Source organism: Citrobacter farmeri, assembly GCF_019048065.1.
GTDB lineage: Bacteria > Pseudomonadota > Gammaproteobacteria > Enterobacterales > Enterobacteriaceae > Citrobacter_A > Citrobacter_A farmeri.
On record NZ_CP077291.1, the window covers coordinates 3,089,861 to 3,108,098 of the forward strand.

Annotated in this window: 17 protein-coding genes; 10 read left to right on the top strand and 7 right to left on the bottom strand. The window is 53.3% G+C overall.

Going from position 1 to position 18,238, the window contains the following annotated elements; all coding sequences use genetic code 11:
* Positions 1-232: 232 nt before the first annotated feature.
* A complete protein-coding gene (locus I6L53_RS14545) occupies positions 233-1,819 on the top strand; it encodes a phosphoethanolamine transferase (protein ID WP_042320424.1) in 1,587 nt (528 codons plus the stop codon).
* 64 nt (positions 1,820-1,883) lie between these two features.
* Here I6L53_RS14545 and ompX read toward each other — a convergent pair whose 3' ends face one another.
* Together ompX and I6L53_RS14555 are read right to left on the bottom strand one after the other, a co-directional pair.
* Entirely contained in the window at positions 1,884-2,399 is a 516-nt protein-coding gene (gene ompX / locus I6L53_RS14550) for an outer membrane protein OmpX (RefSeq protein ID WP_042320425.1), read from the bottom strand.
* A gap of 73 nt (positions 2,400-2,472) precedes the next feature.
* Positions 2,473-2,517 (bottom strand): hypothetical protein, encoded by a 45-nt coding sequence (locus I6L53_RS14555; RefSeq protein ID WP_125368550.1) that lies wholly within the window; start codon positions 2,515-2,517, stop codon positions 2,473-2,475.
* 271 nt (positions 2,518-2,788) lie between these two features.
* Between I6L53_RS14555 and rhtA the strand changes: the two genes are divergently transcribed.
* The 6 genes from rhtA (at position 2,789) to ybiO (ending at position 9,421) form a co-directional block, all read left to right on the top strand.
* Positions 2,789-3,676, top strand: a complete 888-nt coding sequence (gene rhtA / locus I6L53_RS14560; protein ID WP_042320426.1) for a threonine/homoserine exporter RhtA — start codon at positions 2,789-2,791, stop codon at positions 3,674-3,676.
* A 308-nt stretch (positions 3,677-3,984) separates the two neighbouring features.
* The gene (dps, locus tag I6L53_RS14565) at positions 3,985-4,488 is read left to right on the top strand and encodes a DNA starvation/stationary phase protection protein Dps (RefSeq protein WP_042320427.1); all 504 of its coding nucleotides are present in this window, start codon (positions 3,985-3,987) and stop codon (positions 4,486-4,488) included.
* A 363-nt stretch (positions 4,489-4,851) separates the two neighbouring features.
* Positions 4,852-5,598, top strand: a complete 747-nt coding sequence (glnH, locus tag I6L53_RS14570) for a glutamine ABC transporter substrate-binding protein GlnH (RefSeq protein ID WP_042320428.1) — start codon at positions 4,852-4,854, stop codon at positions 5,596-5,598.
* An 86-nt stretch (positions 5,599-5,684) separates the two neighbouring features.
* Positions 5,685-6,344, top strand: a complete 660-nt coding sequence (gene glnP, locus I6L53_RS14575) for a glutamine ABC transporter permease GlnP (protein WP_042320429.1) — start codon at positions 5,685-5,687, stop codon at positions 6,342-6,344.
* The gene (glnQ, locus tag I6L53_RS14580) at positions 6,341-7,063 is read left to right on the top strand and encodes a glutamine ABC transporter ATP-binding protein GlnQ (protein ID WP_042320431.1); all 723 of its coding nucleotides are present in this window, start codon (positions 6,341-6,343) and stop codon (positions 7,061-7,063) included. The genes glnP and glnQ overlap by 4 nt, the downstream gene beginning before the upstream one ends.
* Before the next feature lie 117 nt (positions 7,064-7,180).
* The gene (ybiO, locus tag I6L53_RS14585) at positions 7,181-9,421 is read left to right on the top strand and encodes a mechanosensitive channel protein (protein WP_042320434.1); all 2,241 of its coding nucleotides are present in this window, start codon (positions 7,181-7,183) and stop codon (positions 9,419-9,421) included.
* Here ybiO and rlmF read toward each other — a convergent pair.
* Positions 9,418-10,344: a 23S rRNA (adenine(1618)-N(6))-methyltransferase RlmF gene (rlmF, locus tag I6L53_RS14590; protein ID WP_042320437.1), complete on the bottom strand. Its 927-nt coding sequence runs from the start codon at positions 10,342-10,344 to the stop codon at positions 9,418-9,420. The two genes, ybiO and rlmF, sit on opposite strands and share 4 nt — an antisense overlap.
* Before the next feature lie 286 nt (positions 10,345-10,630).
* On the opposite strand from rlmF, the gene mcbA reads away from it, so the two are divergent.
* From mcbA to ybiJ, 3 genes are all read left to right on the top strand, one after another.
* Entirely contained in the window at positions 10,631-10,891 is a 261-nt protein-coding gene (gene mcbA, locus I6L53_RS14595) for a DUF1471 family periplasmic protein McbA (RefSeq protein ID WP_042320566.1), read from the top strand.
* A gap of 121 nt (positions 10,892-11,012) precedes the next feature.
* Positions 11,013-11,279, top strand: a complete 267-nt coding sequence (locus I6L53_RS14600) for a DksA/TraR family C4-type zinc finger protein (protein WP_042320438.1) — start codon at positions 11,013-11,015, stop codon at positions 11,277-11,279.
* A gap of 285 nt (positions 11,280-11,564) precedes the next feature.
* Positions 11,565-11,825, top strand: coding sequence for a DUF1471 family protein YbiJ (gene ybiJ, locus I6L53_RS14605; RefSeq protein ID WP_042320440.1), 261 nt, complete (start codon positions 11,565-11,567; stop codon positions 11,823-11,825).
* Between the two features lie 108 nt (positions 11,826-11,933).
* On the opposite strand, the gene ybiB is transcribed toward ybiJ, so the two are convergent.
* The 4 genes from ybiB to pcaB all read right to left on the bottom strand — a co-directional run bounded on the left by ybiB (position 11,934) and on the right by pcaB (position 18,086).
* Positions 11,934-12,902 carry a DNA-binding protein YbiB gene (gene ybiB, locus I6L53_RS14610; protein WP_042320442.1) on the bottom strand — a complete coding sequence of 323 codons (969 nt, stop codon included), beginning with the start codon at positions 12,900-12,902 and terminating at the stop codon, positions 11,934-11,936.
* A gap of 26 nt (positions 12,903-12,928) precedes the next feature.
* Entirely contained in the window at positions 12,929-15,079 is a 2,151-nt protein-coding gene (gene dinG / locus I6L53_RS14615; protein ID WP_042320443.1) for an ATP-dependent DNA helicase DinG, read from the bottom strand.
* 199 nt (positions 15,080-15,278) lie between these two features.
* On the bottom strand, positions 15,279-16,700 hold the full coding sequence (locus tag I6L53_RS14620) for a DASS family sodium-coupled anion symporter (RefSeq protein ID WP_042320446.1): 1,422 nt from the start codon (positions 16,698-16,700) through the stop codon (positions 15,279-15,281).
* 33 nt (positions 16,701-16,733) lie between these two features.
* Positions 16,734-18,086 (bottom strand): 3-carboxy-cis,cis-muconate cycloisomerase, encoded by a 1,353-nt coding sequence (gene pcaB, locus I6L53_RS14625; protein WP_042320447.1) that lies wholly within the window; start codon positions 18,084-18,086, stop codon positions 16,734-16,736.
* Positions 18,087-18,238: the final 152 nt, after the last annotated feature.

Consider the following 18,238-nt stretch of genomic DNA (forward strand, 5'->3'; position numbering starts at 1 on the left):
GTTACACTCCTGTTTGTGTCAAAATAGCCCTTCTTTTTGTCGGATTTGCTAACCTCTTCGCAAAACAATTTCTTTCTGCCAGTTGACCTTCACATTCACACGCTCTATCTTCTTGCAGCCCTGCCTAACTTGCGGCTCGCAGATGCGGACCTCTTCCCCTCTTCACGCACTCTCAGCAGGTAATGACCCTTGGCGCCAGGGTAAGCACATGGCGTTTTTGCGATAGTGGCATATGAATTTAACCCTCAAAGACTCGCTTCTTGCTCGCAGCCGGGCCCTTAGTCCGTGGACGGGCTTTTATGTTTTGCAGTCCCTGCTGATCAACCTCGCGCTGGGCTATCCGCTAAGTCTGCTGTATACCGTTGCTTTTACCTGCATATTGCATTTGCTCTGGCGGAGCGCGCCAAAAGCGCAAAAGATTCTGATCGGCGTTTGCTCGCTTGTCGCTGCCTTTTACTTTCCTTTCGGTCAGGCCTACGGGTCGCCAAACTTTAATACGCTGCTGGCGCTGCACTCGACCAATATGGAAGAGTCCACGGAGATCCTGACGATTTTTCCCTGGTACAATTACCTGATGGGCGTATTTATCTTTGCCCTTGGCGTGATTGCCGTACGTCGCAAGCCCAGTGAAGAGAAAAAACGCTGGAATAAATATGACAGCCTGTGCCTGCTGTTCAGCGTCATCGCTTTTTTTGTTACTCCCGTGCAGAACCTGGCCTGGGGCGGTGTGTTTAAATTGAAGGATACCGGCTACCCGGTGTTTCGCTTCGCCAAAGACGTCATCGTCAATAACAATGAGGTGATTGACGAGCAGGAACGCATGGCGAAGTTCGCCAGCATGAAAGACACCTGGACCGTCACCGCCGTAAAACCGAAGTATCATACCTACGTGGTGGTGATCGGTGAAAGCGCTCGCCGTGATGCACTGGGGGCGTTTGGCGGCCACTGGGATAACACCCCATTTGCCAGCAGCGTCAACGGTTATCTGTTCGCCGATTACGTCGCAGCCAGCGGGTCTACGCAGAAATCGCTCGGGCTGACCCTCAACCGGGTCGTCGACGATAAGCCGCAGTATCAGGATAACTTCGTCACGCTGGCGAACCGCGCTGGTTTCCAGACCTGGTGGTTCTCGAATCAGGGACAAATCGGCGAATATGACACCGCTATCGCCAGCATCGCGAAGCGGGCTGATGAAGTGCATTTTCTGAAAAACGGCGACTTCGAAGCGGACAAAAACACCCAGGATGAGGCGCTGTTAAAAATGACCGCGCAAGTGCTGGAAACCGAACGTACCCAGCCGCAACTGATTGTACTGCACCTGATGGGTTCGCATCCGCAGGCTTGCGACCGCACAAAAGGGAAGTACGACACCTTCGTCCAGTCGAAAGAGACCTCCTGCTATCTCTATACCATGACCCAGACCGATGACCTGCTGCGAAAACTGTACGATCAGCTTCGCAACAGCGGCGGCAGTTTCTCGCTGGTGTACTTCTCCGATCACGGTCTCGCATTTAAAGAACGTGGGAAGGAAGTTCAATATCTGGCGCATGACGACCAGTTCCAGCAAAACTTCCAGGTTCCGTTTATGGTGCTCTCGAGTGATGATAAAGCGCATAAGATCGTCAAAGCGCGACGTTCCGCCAACGATTTCCTCGGTTTCTTCTCTCAGTGGACAGGGATCAGCGCGAAAGAGATTAAGATGAAGTATCGTTTTATCTCTGAACAGAAGGCCGGGCCGGTGTATATCACCAACTTCAAATTGCAGAAGGTAGATTACACCCATCTGGGAACCGACATTTTTAGCACTCAGTCGCGCTAACCCGTCGTAATTAAAGCAAAAAAAATCCGCCCCTTGAGGCGGATTTTTTATATCACCGAAGTGATTAGAAGCGGTAACCGACGCCTGCGATCCAGGTGCCAACGTCAACGCTACGAATACGGCTCTGCTCGTAAGAGAAGTCCAGCGCAACGTTTTCGATCGGGTTGAACTGCAGACCTGCGCCATAAGAGAAACCATAGTCGCTGGTATCATCTTTATGCGTCGGGTAGTTGGTGTCCTGGAATTTACCGTAACCTACACCCACAACACCGTAGATGCTTGCCCAGTCGTTCAGACGGTAAGCCGGACCAGCAGTGATGCCGTAGTACTGAGATTTGTTGTAATCGCCTGCACCGTTAGTACGATCTTTTTCGGTGTAAGTGAAGGAACCGATCACGCCCAGCGGGTTATTGTCCTGCTCATAGCGATACTTCAGGTTAAAACCGTTCATTTTGTTCGCTACGCCCTGAGCATCGCTCTGAGCATAACCACCGGTAACGGTAGAAGTCGCAGCAACAGCAGAACCTGCGGAGATAGCCAGAACAGCGGCCAGTGCTGAAAGACATGCAATTTTTTTCATAACCACCTCAAATGTGCTTCAAATAAATCCTAAGTTTTAAATATATCAAAAATTGATGAGAAACTCTTTGCGATTAGTGATGTCTAACGGGCCATTTCGTGTAACAGAACATTTCCATGAGCCGCTATCTCTTTCAATTAACATCAATTTTCTGGATTATCGCCCCATTATTACGCGCATAATAAAGGACATTCATCCAGATTAATCCTAATCTGGCAGCGCATTAATCCATCAATCTGCCGCCATTTTACGGCTTCCCAGGAATTTTTTTTCAACGAAGACTCAACCGCAGAAGGTTATTTCCATTACACTGCCTCTTTTACTTTTCTATACACAAATCAGACAAGTTGCTGGATGTCGTGTATCTACAGTTATCGTCAGGAGAACGGATGCCAGGGTCGTCACGTAAAACCCCAGTTTGGTTGCCCATTTTAGTACTGCTTATCGCTATGTCCTCGATCCAGAGTGGCGCATCGCTGGCAAAATCACTGTTCCCGCTGGTTGGCGCACCCGGTGTGACCGCCCTTCGTCTGGCGCTTGGTACGCTGATCCTGATTGTCTTCTTCAAACCCTGGCGTCTTCGTTTTGCCAAAGAGCAGCGACTGCCGCTGCTTTTTTACGGCCTGTCGCTGGGAGGCATGAACTACCTCTTCTATTTGTCGATTCAGACGGTCCCGCTGGGGATCGCGGTCGCACTGGAATTTACCGGGCCGCTGGCGGTCGCCCTGTTCTCGTCGCGACGCCCCGTTGATTTTATCTGGGTGGTGCTGGCCGTTCTGGGGCTTTGGTTCCTGCTGCCGCTGGGTCAGGACGTTTCGCATGTTGACCTGTTTGGTGCCGCTATGGCGTTGGGTGCAGGTGCTTGCTGGGCTATCTATATCCTTAGCGGTCAACGCGCTGGCGCGGAACACGGCCCGGCCACCGTTGCGGTAGGCTCGCTGATTGCTGCTCTGGTTTTCGTTCCACTCGGGGTGGCGCAGGCCGGAGAAGCGCTCTGGCACTGGTCGGTGATTCCACTGGGTCTGGCGGTCGCGGTGCTGTCGACAGCGCTCCCCTATTCGCTGGAAATGATTGCCTTAACCCGTCTGCCTACTCGCACCTTTGGTACGTTGATGAGCATGGAGCCGGCACTGGCTGCGGTAGCGGGCATCCTGTTTCTGGGTGAGACGCTGACGCCAGTCCAGCTGCTGGCCCTCGGCGCGATCATTGCCGCCTCAATGGGCTCAACGCTGACTATTCGGCGAGAAAGCAAAATAAAAGAGGTTGATGTAAATTAATTTTACATTTCTGCATGGTTTGCATAACCATGCAGAATATCGACCCACTGTTTTCCCTGTATTTTCCTGATATTTCGTCCCTGCTCACCTGCCCCACCCGCCTATTTATTCTCATTCTTATGTCACCGGGAGAATATTTACCTCCCCATTCTTTATGCACGTAACTATATGAATAGCAATGCAATTAAATACAAATGTTGTTAAACGCTATTAAAGCGATAGGCAGAGCCAGAAAAGCAGAAACGATAACCGGTGCTATACTGAATCTCGTAAATTACTGGGACATAACATCAAGAGGATATGAAATTATGAGTACCGCTAAATTGGTAAAAACAAAAGCGTCCAATCTGCTTTATACCCGTAACGATGTCTCCGACAGCGATAAGAAAGCAACGGTTGAGTTGCTGAATCGTCAGGTGATCCAGTTTATCGACCTGTCGCTGATTACGAAGCAGGCTCACTGGAACATGCGCGGTGCAAACTTTATTGCCGTTCATGAGATGCTGGATGGCTTCCGTACGGCATTGACCGATCATCTTGACACCATGGCAGAGCGAGCCGTGCAGCTGGGCGGCGTAGCCCTGGGAACCACGCAAGTTATCAACAGCAAAACGCCGCTGAAAAGCTATCCATTAGACATTCATACCGTTCAGGATCACCTGAAAGAACTGGCAGACCGTTATGCTGTAGTAGCAAATGATGTCCGTAAAGCCATCAGTGAAGCAAAAGACGAAGATACCGCGGATATCTTTACTGCCGCTTCCCGCGATCTCGACAAATTCCTGTGGTTTATCGAATCCAACATCGAATAATCGATCATAAGTATTTCCTCTATAACCCTCGCGACAGCGGGGGTTTTGCACTTTAATGGTGCACCAGATCGTAATCCCCCCGCCATAAAGTAAAATATTTGTAATAATCACCTCACACAATCGTTAACGAAAGATTGTTTTATCAACGATATTTGCGCTAAATAGGCAGACCGTTCGCACCCCCTGCTGGCTGCACTAAATCAGTGCCCCACTATGGTGCAAAAAGCGAGTTTTGCTCCGTTAACTGTGCAAAAGAGTGCGGCATCCTCTTGTTAAAACAAGGAGTTGCAAAACTGGCACGATTTTTTCATTACACTTATCGTTCTCGCAGGGGATCGCCCCGTGGATAAAAAAGGAAATGCTATGAAGTCTGTATTAAAAGTTTCACTGGCAGCACTTGCCCTGGCTTTTGCGGTGTCCTCTCATGCCGCGGATAAGAAACTGGTTGTCGCCACCGACACCGCGTTCGTGCCGTTTGAATTTAAACAGGGCGACAAATACGTTGGCTTTGATGTGGACCTGTGGGCCGCCGTAGCGAAAGAACTGAAGCTGGATTACGAACTGAAACCAATGGATTTCAGCGGCATTATTCCGGCACTGCAGACCAGGAACGTTGACCTGGCACTGGCGGGTATCACCATTACTGACGAGCGCAAAAAAGCGATCGATTTCTCTGATGGTTACTACAAAAGCGGCCTGTTAGTGATGGTGAAAACCAACAACAACGACGTGAAAAGCGTAAAAGATTTGGACGGGAAAGTCGTCGCAGTGAAGAGCGGCACCGGCTCCGTTGATTACGCAAAAGCTAACATTAAAACGAAAGATCTGCGTCAATTCCCGAATATCGATAACGCGTACATGGAACTGGGCACTAACCGCGCAGATGCCGTTCTGCACGATACGCCGAACATTCTGTACTTCATCAAAACCGCGGGTAACGGCCAGTTCAAAGCGGTCGGTGAATCACTGGAAGCGCAGCAGTATGGCATCGCATTCCCGAAAGGTAGCGACGAACTGCGCGAGAAAGTGAACGGCGCGCTGAAAACGCTGCGTGATAACGGTACTTATAACGAAATCTACAAAAAATGGTTCGGTACTGAACCCAAATAATAAGACGTTTTGCCTTCAGATGTTGCCCGGGGGCGCTAAGCGTACCGGGCATTTGATTTTTTTCACCACGGTAACAGGAACAACATATGCAGTTTGACTGGAGTGCCATTTGGCCCGCCATTCCGATCCTGCTTCAGGGTGCCAAAATGACCCTGTGGATCTCCATCCTTGGTCTGGCTGGCGGGATCATCATCGGCTTGCTGGCGGGTTTAGCCCGTACCTATGGCGGCTGGATCGCCAATCACGTCTCTCTCGTCTTCATTGAAGTCATCCGCGGCACGCCGATCGTCGTCCAGGTAATGTACATCTATTTTGCCCTGCCGATGGCCTTCCCGGACTTGCGCATCGACACCTTCAGCGCCGCTGTTATCACGATCATGATTAACTCCGGTGCCTATATTGCGGAAATCACCCGTGGTTCAGTTCTGTCGATCCATAAAGGGTTCAGCGAAGCCGGTCTGGCATTGGGTCTTTCCCGTCGCGAGACCATTCTCCACGTGATCATGCCGCTCGCGCTGCGCCGTATGCTGCCTTCGCTCGGCAACCAGTTAATCATCAGTATCAAAGACACGTCGCTGTTTATTGTTATCGGCGCGGCGGAACTGACCCGCAGCGGTCAGGAGATTATTGCCGGTAACTTCCGTGCTCTGGAGATCTGGACCGCGGTGGGGGTTATCTATCTCATCATCACGCAAGTCCTGAACATTGTGCTTCGTAGTCTGGAAAGAAGGATGAAAATCCTGTGATTGAATTTAAAAACGTCTCAAAGCATTTTGGTCCGACCCAGGTGCTGCATAACATTGATCTAAACATTAAGCAGGGTGAAGTGGTGGTGATTATCGGACCATCAGGCTCCGGTAAATCCACGCTGCTACGCTGCATTAATAAACTCGAAGAAATCACCTCCGGCGATCTGTTCGTCGATGGGCTGAAGGTCAACGACCCGAAGGTGGACGAGCGCCTGATACGTCAGGAAGCCGGGATGGTGTTCCAGCAGTTCTATCTCTTCCCTCACCTGACCGCACTGGAAAACGTCATGTTCGGCCCGCTGCGCGTGCGTGGAACGAAGAAAGATGCAGCCGAAAAGCAAGCGAAAGAGTTGCTGGCGAAAGTGGGACTGGCCGAGCGCGCCCACCACTACCCTTCTGAACTTTCCGGCGGCCAACAGCAGCGTGTGGCCATCGCTCGCGCCCTGGCGGTTAAACCGAAGATGATGCTGTTTGATGAGCCCACCTCTGCGCTCGATCCAGAACTGCGTCACGAAGTCTTGAAAGTAATGCAGGATCTGGCGGAAGAAGGGATGACGATGGTCATCGTCACGCACGAAATCGGTTTTGCCGAAAAAGTCGCCTCACGTCTGATCTTCATCGACAAAGGCCGGATTGCCGAAGACGGCCATCCGCAAACCCTGATTGAAAACCCGCCCAGCCAGCGTTTGCAGGAGTTTTTGCAGCACGTTTCCTGACGGTCCACCTCCCTTCCGCCTGGAGGGGAGGTAACCCTGCGACTCTTCCCATTTCGAATCACCGCCCCTCCAGCAGCTATACTTATCTTTTTGTTCTGTTTTCTCACTGGAGGAGTCATGCGGTGGATCCTGTTCATCCTCTTTTGCCTGTTGGGCACGCCGGCCCAGGCGGTGACCGTTCCCGGCGTCACGACCGGCACAGATGCTGGTGCACAAACCACTCCTGCGCCAGAACCTGACCTCGAGCAAAAGAAAGCCGCCTACGGGGCGCTGGCCGATGTGCTGGAAAATGACACATCGCGCAAGGAGCTGATTGACCAGTTGCGTACCGTCGCCGCCACGCCGCCGCCAGACCCGGTGCCAAAAATCACGCCTCCGGTAGTCGTTGAAGAAAAAACAGTGCTGGAGAACGTCACCGAGCTCAGCCGCCATTACGGCGAAGCGCTGTCTGACCGCTTCGCCCAACTCTATCGCAATATCACCGATGCCCCTCACAAGCCGTTTAACAGCCAGACCTTTAATAATGCCCTTAGCCACTTTCTGATGCTGGCCGCCTCGGTGTTCAGCTTCTACTGGTTGATCCGTCTGTGCGCGCTGCCGTTGTATCGCAAAATGGGTAACTGGGCGCGGAAAAAGAACCGTGAGCGCAGCAACTGGCTCCAGCTACCAACAATGATTGTTGGCGCCTTTATTATTGACCTGCTTCTGCTGGCGTTGACCCTGTTTGTCGGTCAGTTACTGAGCGACAGGCTAAATGCTGGCAGCCGCACCATCGCGTTTCAGCAAGGACTGTTTCTGAACGCCTTTGCACTTATCGAATTTTTCAAAGCGATTCTGCGACTGATTTTTTGTCCGAATGTGGCAGAACTGCGGCCATTTAACATTCAGGATGCCAGCGCCCGCTACTGGAACCGGCGACTGAGTTCGCTGAGCAGCCTGATTGGCTATGGTCTGATCGTCGCGGTTCCCATTATCTCCAATCAGGTGAACGTGCAGGTCGGAGCGATGGCCAACGTGGTCATCATGCTGTGTATCACGCTGTGGGCGCTGTATCTGATCTTTCGTAACAAGAAAGAGATTACCCAGCACCTGCTGAATCTGGCGGAACGTTCACTGGCCTTTTTCAGCCTGTTTATCCGCGCCTTCGCGCTGGTCTGGCACTGGCTGGCGAGCGCCTATTTTATCGTCCTGTTTTTCTTTTCGCTGTTCGACCCTGGCAACAGCCTGAAGTTTATGATGGGGGCGACGGTGCGCAGCCTCGCGATCGTCGGCATTGCGGCCTTCGTTTCCGGGATGTTCACCCGCTGGATCGCCAAAACTATCACCCTCTCCCCACATACACAGCGTAATTACCCCGAACTGCAAAAGCGGCTTAACGGCTGGCTCTCTAGCGCATTGAACGTGGCGCGGATCCTGACGGTATGCGTCGCCATCATGTTGCTGTTAAACGCATGGGGACTGTTTGATTTCTGGAACTGGCTGCACAACGGCGCCGGTGAGAAGACGGTCGATATTCTGATCCGCATTGCGCTGATCCTGTTTTTCTCGGCGGTCGGCTGGACGCTACTTGCCAGCCTGATCGAAAACCGGCTAGCCTCTGATATTCATGGCCGTCCCCTGCCCAGTGCACGTACCCGCACGCTGTTAACGCTGTTTCGAAACGCGCTGGCGGTGATCATCAGTACGATCACCATCATGATTGTGCTCTCGGAAATTGGCGTTAACATCGCCCCCCTGTTGGCCGGGGCCGGAGCACTGGGGTTGGCGATTTCATTTGGTTCGCAAACTCTGGTGAAAGATATTATTACGGGGGTCTTTATTCAGTTCGAAAATGGTATGAACACCGGGGATCTGGTCACTATCGGGCCGTTAACCGGAACGGTAGAACGCATGTCCATTCGCTCCGTTGGCGTACGCCAGGACACCGGGGCATACCATATTATTCCGTGGTCATCTATCACCACCTTCGCCAACTTTGTCCGCGGTATTGGGTCGGTGGTCGCCAATTACGATGTGGATCGCCATGAAGATGCCGATAAAGCTAATCAGGCGCTGAAAGATGCGGTCGCTGCGGTGATGGAAACCGAAGATGTGCGAGGGCTGATTATTGGTGAGCCGTCGTTTGCCGGGATTGTCGGATTAACCAACACGGCATTTACGCTGAGGGTATCGTTCACCACGCTGCCGCTGAAACAGTGGACGGTCCGCTTCGCGCTGGACAGCCAGGTGAAAAAACATTTCGACCTGGCTGGCGTTCGCCCGCCGGTGCAAACTTATCAGGTACTGCCCGCCACGCCAACGACACCGACAGCGCCGACCGCACCGGCGCCGCTGCCGCCCGGCGAGCCGACCCTCTAGCGTTTTCGCGTGCTAAAACGGCGGCGCTGGTCGTCATCCATAAAGGTCCAGGCGATAAAGCGACTCTGCTTTTGCCCCTGGGCCATCTCTTTTTTCACCACCCTGACCGCCCCCACGTCTGTCAGCGCGCGGTAAAGTGGCGGCAGGTTTTCACCGCGAGATACCAGCGTAGTAAACCACATGACCTGACGGCCAAAGGCCTGACTTTCAGCAATCATCGTTTTGATAAATGCCACTTCGCCCCCTTCGCACCATAGCTCCTGCTGCTGACCGCCGAAGTTCAGCGCATCGTCTTTATTCTGTCCGAGGTTGCGGCGTTTGCGCTCGCTCCCTGCCCGGGCAGAGGCGGCAGAGTCATGAAACGGCGGGTTGCACAGTGTTGCATCATATTGCTCATTCTTATGAATGATACCGTTAAAGATAGCCGCAGGGGATTTCTGCCGACGCAGGCGAATCGCACGCGTTAGTCCCGGATTGGCACTGATAATCGCCTGCGCGCTGGCTAACGCCTGCTCGTGCGTCTCGCTGCCCGTAAAGCGCCAGCCATACTCATGCACGCCAATCAGCGGATAAATACAGTTTGCCCCGACGCCGACATCAAGGATCGTGGCCTGGGTTGGCACACTTCCCGAGGTCTCAGCAAGAAGATCGGCCAGATGATGAATGTAATCTGCACGCCCTGGCACAGGCGGACATAAAAAACCTTCAGGAATATCCCAGTTTGCCACCCCATAGAAATGCGCCAGCAGCGCCTTATTCAGCGCCTTTACCGCCAGCGGATTGGCAAAATCAACGCTTTGCTCGCCTGCGGGGGTCAGGACGAGATACTGTGCCAGCTCAGGCGTGCTTTTGCAGAGTGAGGCAAGATCGTAGCGACTGTGATGACGGTTACGCGGGTGTAAGCCCGGTTTCTGGGGGGACATAGCATTCTCCTTTTAACAGCGGCGTAAGATACCCGCATAACGCCACGCGGTAAACCAGGTTGATGAGAAACAACCGCGTCGTTGCGGCGCGATAAATCACGGAATGGAACAAAGCGGCGTAAATCACCCAAAAATCAGTGATATGCATGTCATTGATTTGTCAACATACGTCAACATTTATCGTTCAAATTTTAAGCAGATCATCATCAATTTTTTACGCCATTTCAGCCGCACTGACGACCTAAACTTATCTGGCACTACACGTTGTTTCACTGAGGAGAGCATCATGAAAAAATGCCTCGCATTACTCGTCGCCACCACGCTTGCCGGTGTGGCATTCGCGGCATCAGCAGCACAGCCACTCAATAGCCCCGATACCGGTCAGCTACGTGCGTCAGGTACCGTCTCTGCGACTGGCGCAACCAACCTGAGTGACCTGGAAGATAAACTGGCGGAAAAAGCGCAAGAACAAGGCGCGAAAGGCTTTGTGGTTAATTCTGCAGGCGGTAAGAACCAGATGTACGGTACTGCCACCATTTACAAGTAACCTTCCCCACGACCTGCCCGATAGCAACTTTGCTTATCGGGCAATCCCCCCTTGACTGCGCAATTTTTGACCCCATTTTGACTATAATGACCTCTTGATAAAGCGTGAGGAGAATATCGCTATGGCCTCGGGTTGGGCAAATGATGACGCTGTGAACGAACAGATCAACAGTACTATTGAAGATGCTGTCGCCCGTGCAAGAGGTGAAATTCCGCGCGGTGATAGCCTGTATGAATGTGAAGAATGTGGCGACCCCATCCCCGAAGCGCGCCGACAGGCGGTGCCCGGCGTAAGACTGTGCCTCAACTGCCAACAGGAGAAAGATTCAAAAAACTCATCCTATACGGGATATAACCGTAGAGGTTCAAAAGACAGCCAGCTACGTTGACCTATTTTTACAGAGATATAGAGAACATGCCGTTTCGCTTACGCTCACGTTAAATCGCATTCTGCGTAGCAAAACGTGCCGTTCAGCTTTCAACTGTAAAGCGAACGTCGAAGAACCGTAAATTCGTCTGGTGAATTAATTAATAATCAATAAGTTATTTGTCATTCAATTTTTTTGATGAATGACGTCAATTCTCTTCGATTTTATCTCTCGGATAAAAGCGTGATACTCATCACATCGACGGAACATCGTCTTCCTTAATAAATAACCTGCGAGAGATTAACAATGAAAACTATCAAATATGCTGTTGCCGCTGTTGCCCTGTCTACCCTGTCTTTTGGCGTTTTCGCTGCCGAACCTGTTACGGCTGCTCAGGCGCAAAGCATGAGTAAAATCGGTGTGGTTTCTGCGGAAGGCGCAACGACACTGGACGGCCTGGAAGCAAAACTGGCTGAGAAAGCCGCTGCCGCTGGCGCGAGCGGTTACAGCATCACCTCTGCCAACAACAACAACAAAATGAGCGGTACTGCTGTTATCTACAAATAAGTTTTACCCCGTCTGCTGCCAACAGACACCCTGCTCCAACCCTCATTGAACCTGAATTACCCTTATTTGCCCGTCCGCCACTGGACGGGCTTTTTTTTATCTGGCGTGCTAAAAACTGTCGTTCACCCGCGCCAGTCCTTCCTCGAGTGTTGCCACTTCTGCCGTTGCCAACAGGCAACAGGCCATCTGGATTTTCAACGATGCCGGTACCGGTTCGCTTCCCGCCAGGCAGCGTTCTATCCAGCGCGCGGTCGTCTCAGGATCCTTCGCCGCAGGCAGCGGTACGGGTTCGTCAGGCATTTCGCTTTGTCGATTCTGTAACACCCGTGAGCCGGTGCTATCAATCAGGCTGATCTGTGGACAGCGTTGCGGGTTGGCGTAAACCTCACCTTCAGTGCCGTGCATCAGCAGCCCACGCCCGCCAATATCACTGAAGAATTTCGCTACGCGCGGCACATATTCCGGGTGCGACACACTGGCCAGACGCAGTGCGGCATCCTCGGCAAACGGCGTCGCCAGTTTCGCCAGCGTATGTGCGCTGTTACGCACGCCCAGCCGCCAGCGCATTGCCAGTTGCTTTTCCAGCGGCGGACAGAGCGTACTCACTGGAATAAAGACCGGCTGATGCCCATCCAGCTTCGCCTGCGCTTGACCGGCGTGTCGCGTCGGTGCAATCCCCATCAGTTCGAAAATGGTTTCCGTAAGCACGCGGGTCGGATCTTCACTCACCCCATGCACCACCACTGGAAACCCCAGCTTGTGCAATAAAATGGCCAGTAGCGGCGTCAGGTTCGCCTGTTTACGCGCGCCGTTATAGCTGGGAATAACAATCGGCATCGGTTTGGCAACCGGCGGGGTCAGCGTAATGGAATGGTTTTGCATCGCCTCATAAAAGCCCAACATTTCGGCTTCCCCTTCCCCTTTAATACGCAACGCAATCAGCACGCTGCCAATCTCCAGTTCAGGCACGTCCCCGTTAAGCATGTGGGTATACAGACCGCGGGCGGTGTCCTGGTCCAGATCGCGGGCATGGTTTTTGCCCCGGCCAATCTCTTTAATAATTTTGCGGTAATCCATCGAAAACTCCTTGCCTCACACTCACGTTATTTACGCCGACGGCGCGCGGGTTTCGCTTTTTCTTTTGCCTTTACTATAACGTCTGGCACAGCGGGTTGCTCTATGGGAAAAACAGGTAATGCATCCAGTAAACGCTTGCCATAATTTTTGGTCAACAGACGCTTATCGTAAATCACCACTTCTCCCCAGCAGCCGTGGCTACGAATCAGACGCCCCACCTGCTGGATAAGATTAAACGAGGCAGCGGGCAGACTCTGCACTTCAAAGGGATAACGATTGAGGCTTTTGAGCCACTCGCCTTCAGTGATCACCACCGGGCTGTCGATGGGGGGGAAGGCAATTTTGTGAATATGTACCTGACTGAGCAAATCGCCTTTTAGATCCAGCCCTTCGGCGAAAGATTGCAACCCAACCAACACGCTACGCTCGCCGTTCTCTACCCGCTTACGGTGCAACTCCACCAACCGATAGCGCGGCTGGTCACCCTGGACCAGCAGCAACAAACGCAGATCGGTGACGTGTTCCAGAAATCGCTGCATTGCCCGTCCGCTGGCAAACAATACCAGCATGCCGGTATGTTTTTTACTTTCCAGCTGTTCGCGAAAATAGGCGGCCATCTCCGCGATATGCTGCTCTTCGCTGTCAATCAGCGGCTCATAGCGCATCTGCGGAATAATGATTTTGCCCTGTTTGACGTGGTTAAACGGCGAATCGAGCGCGACAAAGCGGTCTCCGGCTTTCTCTTTCAGACCGCTCATCTCCTGCAGACGCGAAAAACTGTTAAGCGAACGCAGCGTGGCGGAAGTGACAATAATATGCGGTACGCTGCGCCAGAGTAACCGCTCCAGCTGATCGCTCACGCGGATCCCCACACAGTGAAACCAGACGTGAGGCTGCCCGTCACGCATATCGCGCGTCACCCATTTCGACACCGGCGCACCGGACGACTGGGCCAGTGAGGCCAGCCGCCACAGTTTGCTTTGCGCCTCAAACATCCCCAACGCGCGATTCATCTGCAAAATAGCCCGATGCAGGCGCACAACATCATGACTGCCCGTTTTCTCGCTGAGATCGTTCAAAAATAACTCCGCCAGGCCGCGCAGCGTTTCGGTGAGTTTCGCCAGCCGTTGGCAAATTTCCATCACTTCATCCGGGAGTGTTCCCATCGCAAAGCGATGTTCCGCTTCCTGCCCGGCAGGCATAGTCAGATTGAGGATGCTGTTAAGCGAGGCGATAAGCTCATACAGCTCTTCGCAATGGGCGTTTAAACGCTCCGGATTCGCCAGCGGCGGCGTGGTTTTGGGACGAAACTGCTCCATGCAGGTCGCCACCAGTTTGCCGAACAGATCCAGTTGCAGGCGATACCAGGGGGCAGTGATTTCGGCACTCATTTCCAGCGCATCGCGGGCGACGTCCGGCAGGTGATGGCCTTCATCCAGCACCAACAGCAGATTTTTCGGGTCCGGCAACACCGCTTCGCTTTCCATTGCCGCCATTACCAGCGCATGGTTTGCCACCACCACTTCTGCTTCCTGAATCTCACGACGCGCTACAAAGAACGGGCACTCACGATAGTAATGACAGTTGCGGTTCAGACAGCTGGCTTTGTCGGTGCTCAATCGCCGCCAGAGATCGTCATCAATCGCGATATCCGTATGATCGCGCAGGCCGTCCCACTTGTAGCTGTCAAGGTCGCCTTTCAGCTTTGCGCAGCGCTTCTGTTCTTCCTTGTTGTTCGCCGTGAGTTCATCGTCAAGAAACGCGAGCAGATCCTGCTGAGTGGGTTCAGTACTGGCCAGCGCGGTCAGATTTCGCGGACACACATAGCGGCCGCGGCCAAACGCGGCGGTAAAGCGAAGATCGGGAATGATTTTGCGCAGTAGCGGCAGATCTTTACTGTAGATCTGATCCTGCAACGCCACGTTGGCGGTACTGACTACCAGCGTTTTTTGCTCTTCCCGCGCAATGGCAATGCCGGGAAGGAGATAAGACAGGGTTTTCCCCACCCCGGTGGGTGCTTCAATCGCCAGATGACGCCCTTCTTCTCCGGTCAGCGTTTTCGCGACATCGGCAATCATCTGCCGCTGCGGCGCACGGGGGATAAAGTCGGGGATCTGTTCCTGAAGCGCCTTATACCAGGCGGCGATTTGCGCTTTGAGCGCAGCAGTTAATGCCATGAGAAAACCTGAAATACTGTATAAACAGCCACTATTGTGGCACATTTCAGGCCTGGAACGTATCTTTTTTGCCGGTTCTGGAAAGCGCTTCGCAACCTGGAGGCGAAGTGCCGGATGGCGGCTTGCGCCTTATCCGGCCTGCGTTTAAGCATACTCCTGGCCGGATAAGCGCAGCGCCATCAGGCTGCTGCGCGGCGACTTAATAGTAACCCAGCAGCTTCCACCACAACATGCCAACCGCGAAGATGATGATCACATTGAACGTCACCACACACAGGTTGATTCTGTAGAACCGTGGCCGTTCGAAATAGCCTTGCGCAAAGTAGATAGGACCTGGTCCGCCGCCGTACTCGGTGTTCCCCCACATCAGGTTGCTGAAAATACCGAAACAGATAGCCACCATCATCGGCGGTGCCCCGGCCGCAATCGCCGTGGCGGCAAACGGTGCGTACAGTGCGGCAACGTGCCCCGTGGCGGTGGCAAACAGATAGTGGACGTAGATGTACAGGACGCCGAGCACGATAAAAGCTTCCATCGCGCCGAATCCCTGAATTCCACTGCCCAACTTCACTGTCATCCATTTGATGAATCCCAGATCCGCCAGGCCGGTCGCCAGGCTGATAATCACGCTGAACCAAATCACCGTGTCCCACGCCGCATGGTCATTAAGGAGGCTCTTCCAGCTTACCGCACCGGTCGCAAACAGATAGGCCGCCAGACCCAGCCCAACCGACGTCGCGGAGATACCGGTGATCAGACTGGTTCCCCAGCCCACCAGCGCCAGCACAAAGCCTACGGCCACTTTTTTCTCATTACTGCTCATACCGCCCAGTTCGCTGAGCGACTGTTTGCCCATCGCTTTGGCTTCCGGTGTGTGCTTTAGTTCCGGATCCAACAGCTTGTAGACCAGCAGCGGCATCAGGCAAAAACAAACCATCGCCGGCACCACCGCGGAAATAAACCAGCCGCCCCAGGTGATATCCAGACCCAGTGTGGATTTTGCCAGGCTTGCTACCAGCGGGTTCGCTGCCATCCCCGTCAAAAATATCGCCCCGGTGATCGGCGTAAACTGAAAGCAGACCATCGTTAAGAAATCGCCAATCCGCTTACCGGTTGCGCCGGGCGCCGAGCCGAGTACGTCGTTGATTGAGCGAGCGATGGGGAAAATAATTCCGCCAGAACGCGCCGTCACAGAAGGCATCGCCGGGGCCATAATCAGGTCTGAAACGCCAAGTGAATAGGCAATTCCCAGGCTGCTTCCGCCAAACAGCGACAGCATTTTATAGGCAATACGTTTCCCCAGCCCGGAGGTAACAAACCCCAGCGAGAGCACGTAAGCGCAGAAAATCAGCCACACGGTGCCAGAGGCAAAGCCCGACAGCGCCTTCGCCTCGGTCAACGTTTTGCTAAAGATGACCACGCAAAGCGCAATCAGCATGACCGCCCCCGAAGGGAGCGGTTGGGTCAGGATCGCCGCAATGGTGGCGGCGAAAATCGCAAACATATGCCAGGCCGCCGGCGTTAACCCGTCAGGGACGGGAATAAACCAAATGACGGCACCAATCACCAGCGGGATCAGAAATGAGATAAATTTCTTTCCCGCGACAGAATTTGTAGACATAGCAATATCCTTATTCCGTTAGCACGAGAACGTTCATTTCCGTGACTGATACCTGGACAGCACCTGATCGACCATTTCAGGTGCCATGCCCAGATAATTTGCCGGATCGGTCAGTCGGTTAATCAGTTGCGGATTCAGTCGCTGCGCCACTGTTGGCATCGCATTCAGCACGTCAGCCAGGTGACCGCCCTTCTCGTTGACGATACGACAGGCGTCATACACCACGTCGTGGGCGTCCTGGCGACCGATGTACGGGGCCAGCCCCATCATCACCGCTTCTGCCACAATCAGACCATTGGTCATTCCGAGATTACGCTTCATTGCTGCTTCATCAACTTCCAACCCTGCCAGCATAAAATTGGCCTGATGCAGCGCCCCTGCGCTCAGCACGAAACTTTCCGGGATCGCAATCCACTCCGCATGCCATGGCCCGGTAGCGCGTTCCAGATCCTGAACCATCGCATCCAGCATCAGTCCGGCCTGTTGACGAACGCCTTTCGCGCAGGCCAGCATCAGTTCGCTGGAGATAGGATTGCGTTTTTGCGGCATCGTACTGCTCGCACCGCGCCCTTTCACGAACGGTTCATACAGTTCACCAAACTCATTAGACGCCATCAGCATCACATCATAAGCAATTTTCCCTAGCGAACCGGTCATCACCGCCAGCAGGTTCACCGCTTCGGCAAAGCCATCGCGCGCCACGTGCCAGGTGGAGGTCGGCACGTTAAGACCCAACTCTTCCATCAGCGCTTTTTGTACCGCTAATCCTTTATCACCCAGCGATGCCAGCGTTCCGGCAGCCCCGGCAAATTCACCGACCAGCACGCGGGGACGCGCCTGTTGCAGACGTTCGGCGTGGCGTTCAAACATGTCCAGCCAGATCGCGGCTTTATAGCCAAAAGTCACCGGCAGCGCCTGCTGTAAGTGAGTGCGTCCGGCCATCGGCGTGTCACGATAGCGCAGCGCCAGGTCAGCCAGCGTCGCACGCAAGCGATCCATATCCGCCTCGATCAGTTCAAAGGCATCACGGATTTGCAGAACCACCGCCGTGTCCATAATGTCCTGCGTCGTCGCTCCCCAGTGTACATAGCCGCCAGACTCGCCGGCCTGCTTTGAAATCTGGTGAACAAGCGGCAGGATCGGGTAACCGACGATTTCTGTCTCATGGCGCAGCAAATCAAAATCCAGCGTATCGGCATTGCACTTTTCGGCTATCTCGTTAGCTGCCGCTTCCGGGATCACCCCGCAGCGCGCCTGTGCCCTGGCGAGTGCGACCTCAACTTCGACATATTTGCGAATGAGTTCGTAGTCATCAAACACCGCGCGCATTGCCGGTGTACCAAAAGAATCTCTAAATAAAACAGAATCCATTACATTCGAAGCCATAAATCCCCCGGTTTAATCCGATAGTGATAAGATGAGTATCTGGCCCGGTTTACACGTTAACCGGAATAAATGAAATGTCCGAACATAATATAATGTCCGTACATTTAGAATGTACGGACATTTATAATAATCATGATGTATGTAGGGAATAG

What these genes read in the sequence shown, in the direction of transcription:
- I6L53_RS14545 (WP_042320424.1), top strand. Translation starts at nt 233, where the DNA reads ATGAATTTAACCCTCAAAGACTCGCTTCTTGCTCGCAGCCGGGCCCTT.
- ompX (WP_042320425.1), bottom strand. Translation starts at nt 2,399, where the DNA reads ATGAAAAAAATTGCATGTCTTTCAGCACTGGCCGCTGTTCTGGCTATC.
- rhtA (WP_042320426.1), top strand. Translation starts at nt 2,789, where the DNA reads ATGCCAGGGTCGTCACGTAAAACCCCAGTTTGGTTGCCCATTTTAGTA.
- dps (WP_042320427.1), top strand. Translation starts at nt 3,985, where the DNA reads ATGAGTACCGCTAAATTGGTAAAAACAAAAGCGTCCAATCTGCTTTAT.
- glnH (WP_042320428.1), top strand. Translation starts at nt 4,852, where the DNA reads ATGAAGTCTGTATTAAAAGTTTCACTGGCAGCACTTGCCCTGGCTTTT.
- glnP (WP_042320429.1), top strand. Translation starts at nt 5,685, where the DNA reads ATGCAGTTTGACTGGAGTGCCATTTGGCCCGCCATTCCGATCCTGCTT.
- ybiO (WP_042320434.1), top strand. Translation starts at nt 7,181, where the DNA reads ATGCGGTGGATCCTGTTCATCCTCTTTTGCCTGTTGGGCACGCCGGCC.
- rlmF (WP_042320437.1), bottom strand. Translation starts at nt 10,344, where the DNA reads ATGTCCCCCCAGAAACCGGGCTTACACCCGCGTAACCGTCATCACAGT.
- mcbA (WP_042320566.1), top strand. Translation starts at nt 10,631, where the DNA reads ATGAAAAAATGCCTCGCATTACTCGTCGCCACCACGCTTGCCGGTGTG.
- I6L53_RS14600 (WP_042320438.1), top strand. Translation starts at nt 11,013, where the DNA reads ATGGCCTCGGGTTGGGCAAATGATGACGCTGTGAACGAACAGATCAAC.
- ybiJ (WP_042320440.1), top strand. Translation starts at nt 11,565, where the DNA reads ATGAAAACTATCAAATATGCTGTTGCCGCTGTTGCCCTGTCTACCCTG.
- ybiB (WP_042320442.1), bottom strand. Translation starts at nt 12,902, where the DNA reads ATGGATTACCGCAAAATTATTAAAGAGATTGGCCGGGGCAAAAACCAT.
- dinG (WP_042320443.1), bottom strand. Translation starts at nt 15,079, where the DNA reads ATGGCATTAACTGCTGCGCTCAAAGCGCAAATCGCCGCCTGGTATAAG.
- I6L53_RS14620 (WP_042320446.1), bottom strand. Translation starts at nt 16,700, where the DNA reads ATGTCTACAAATTCTGTCGCGGGAAAGAAATTTATCTCATTTCTGATC.
- pcaB (WP_042320447.1), bottom strand. Translation starts at nt 18,086, where the DNA reads ATGGCTTCGAATGTAATGGATTCTGTTTTATTTAGAGATTCTTTTGGT.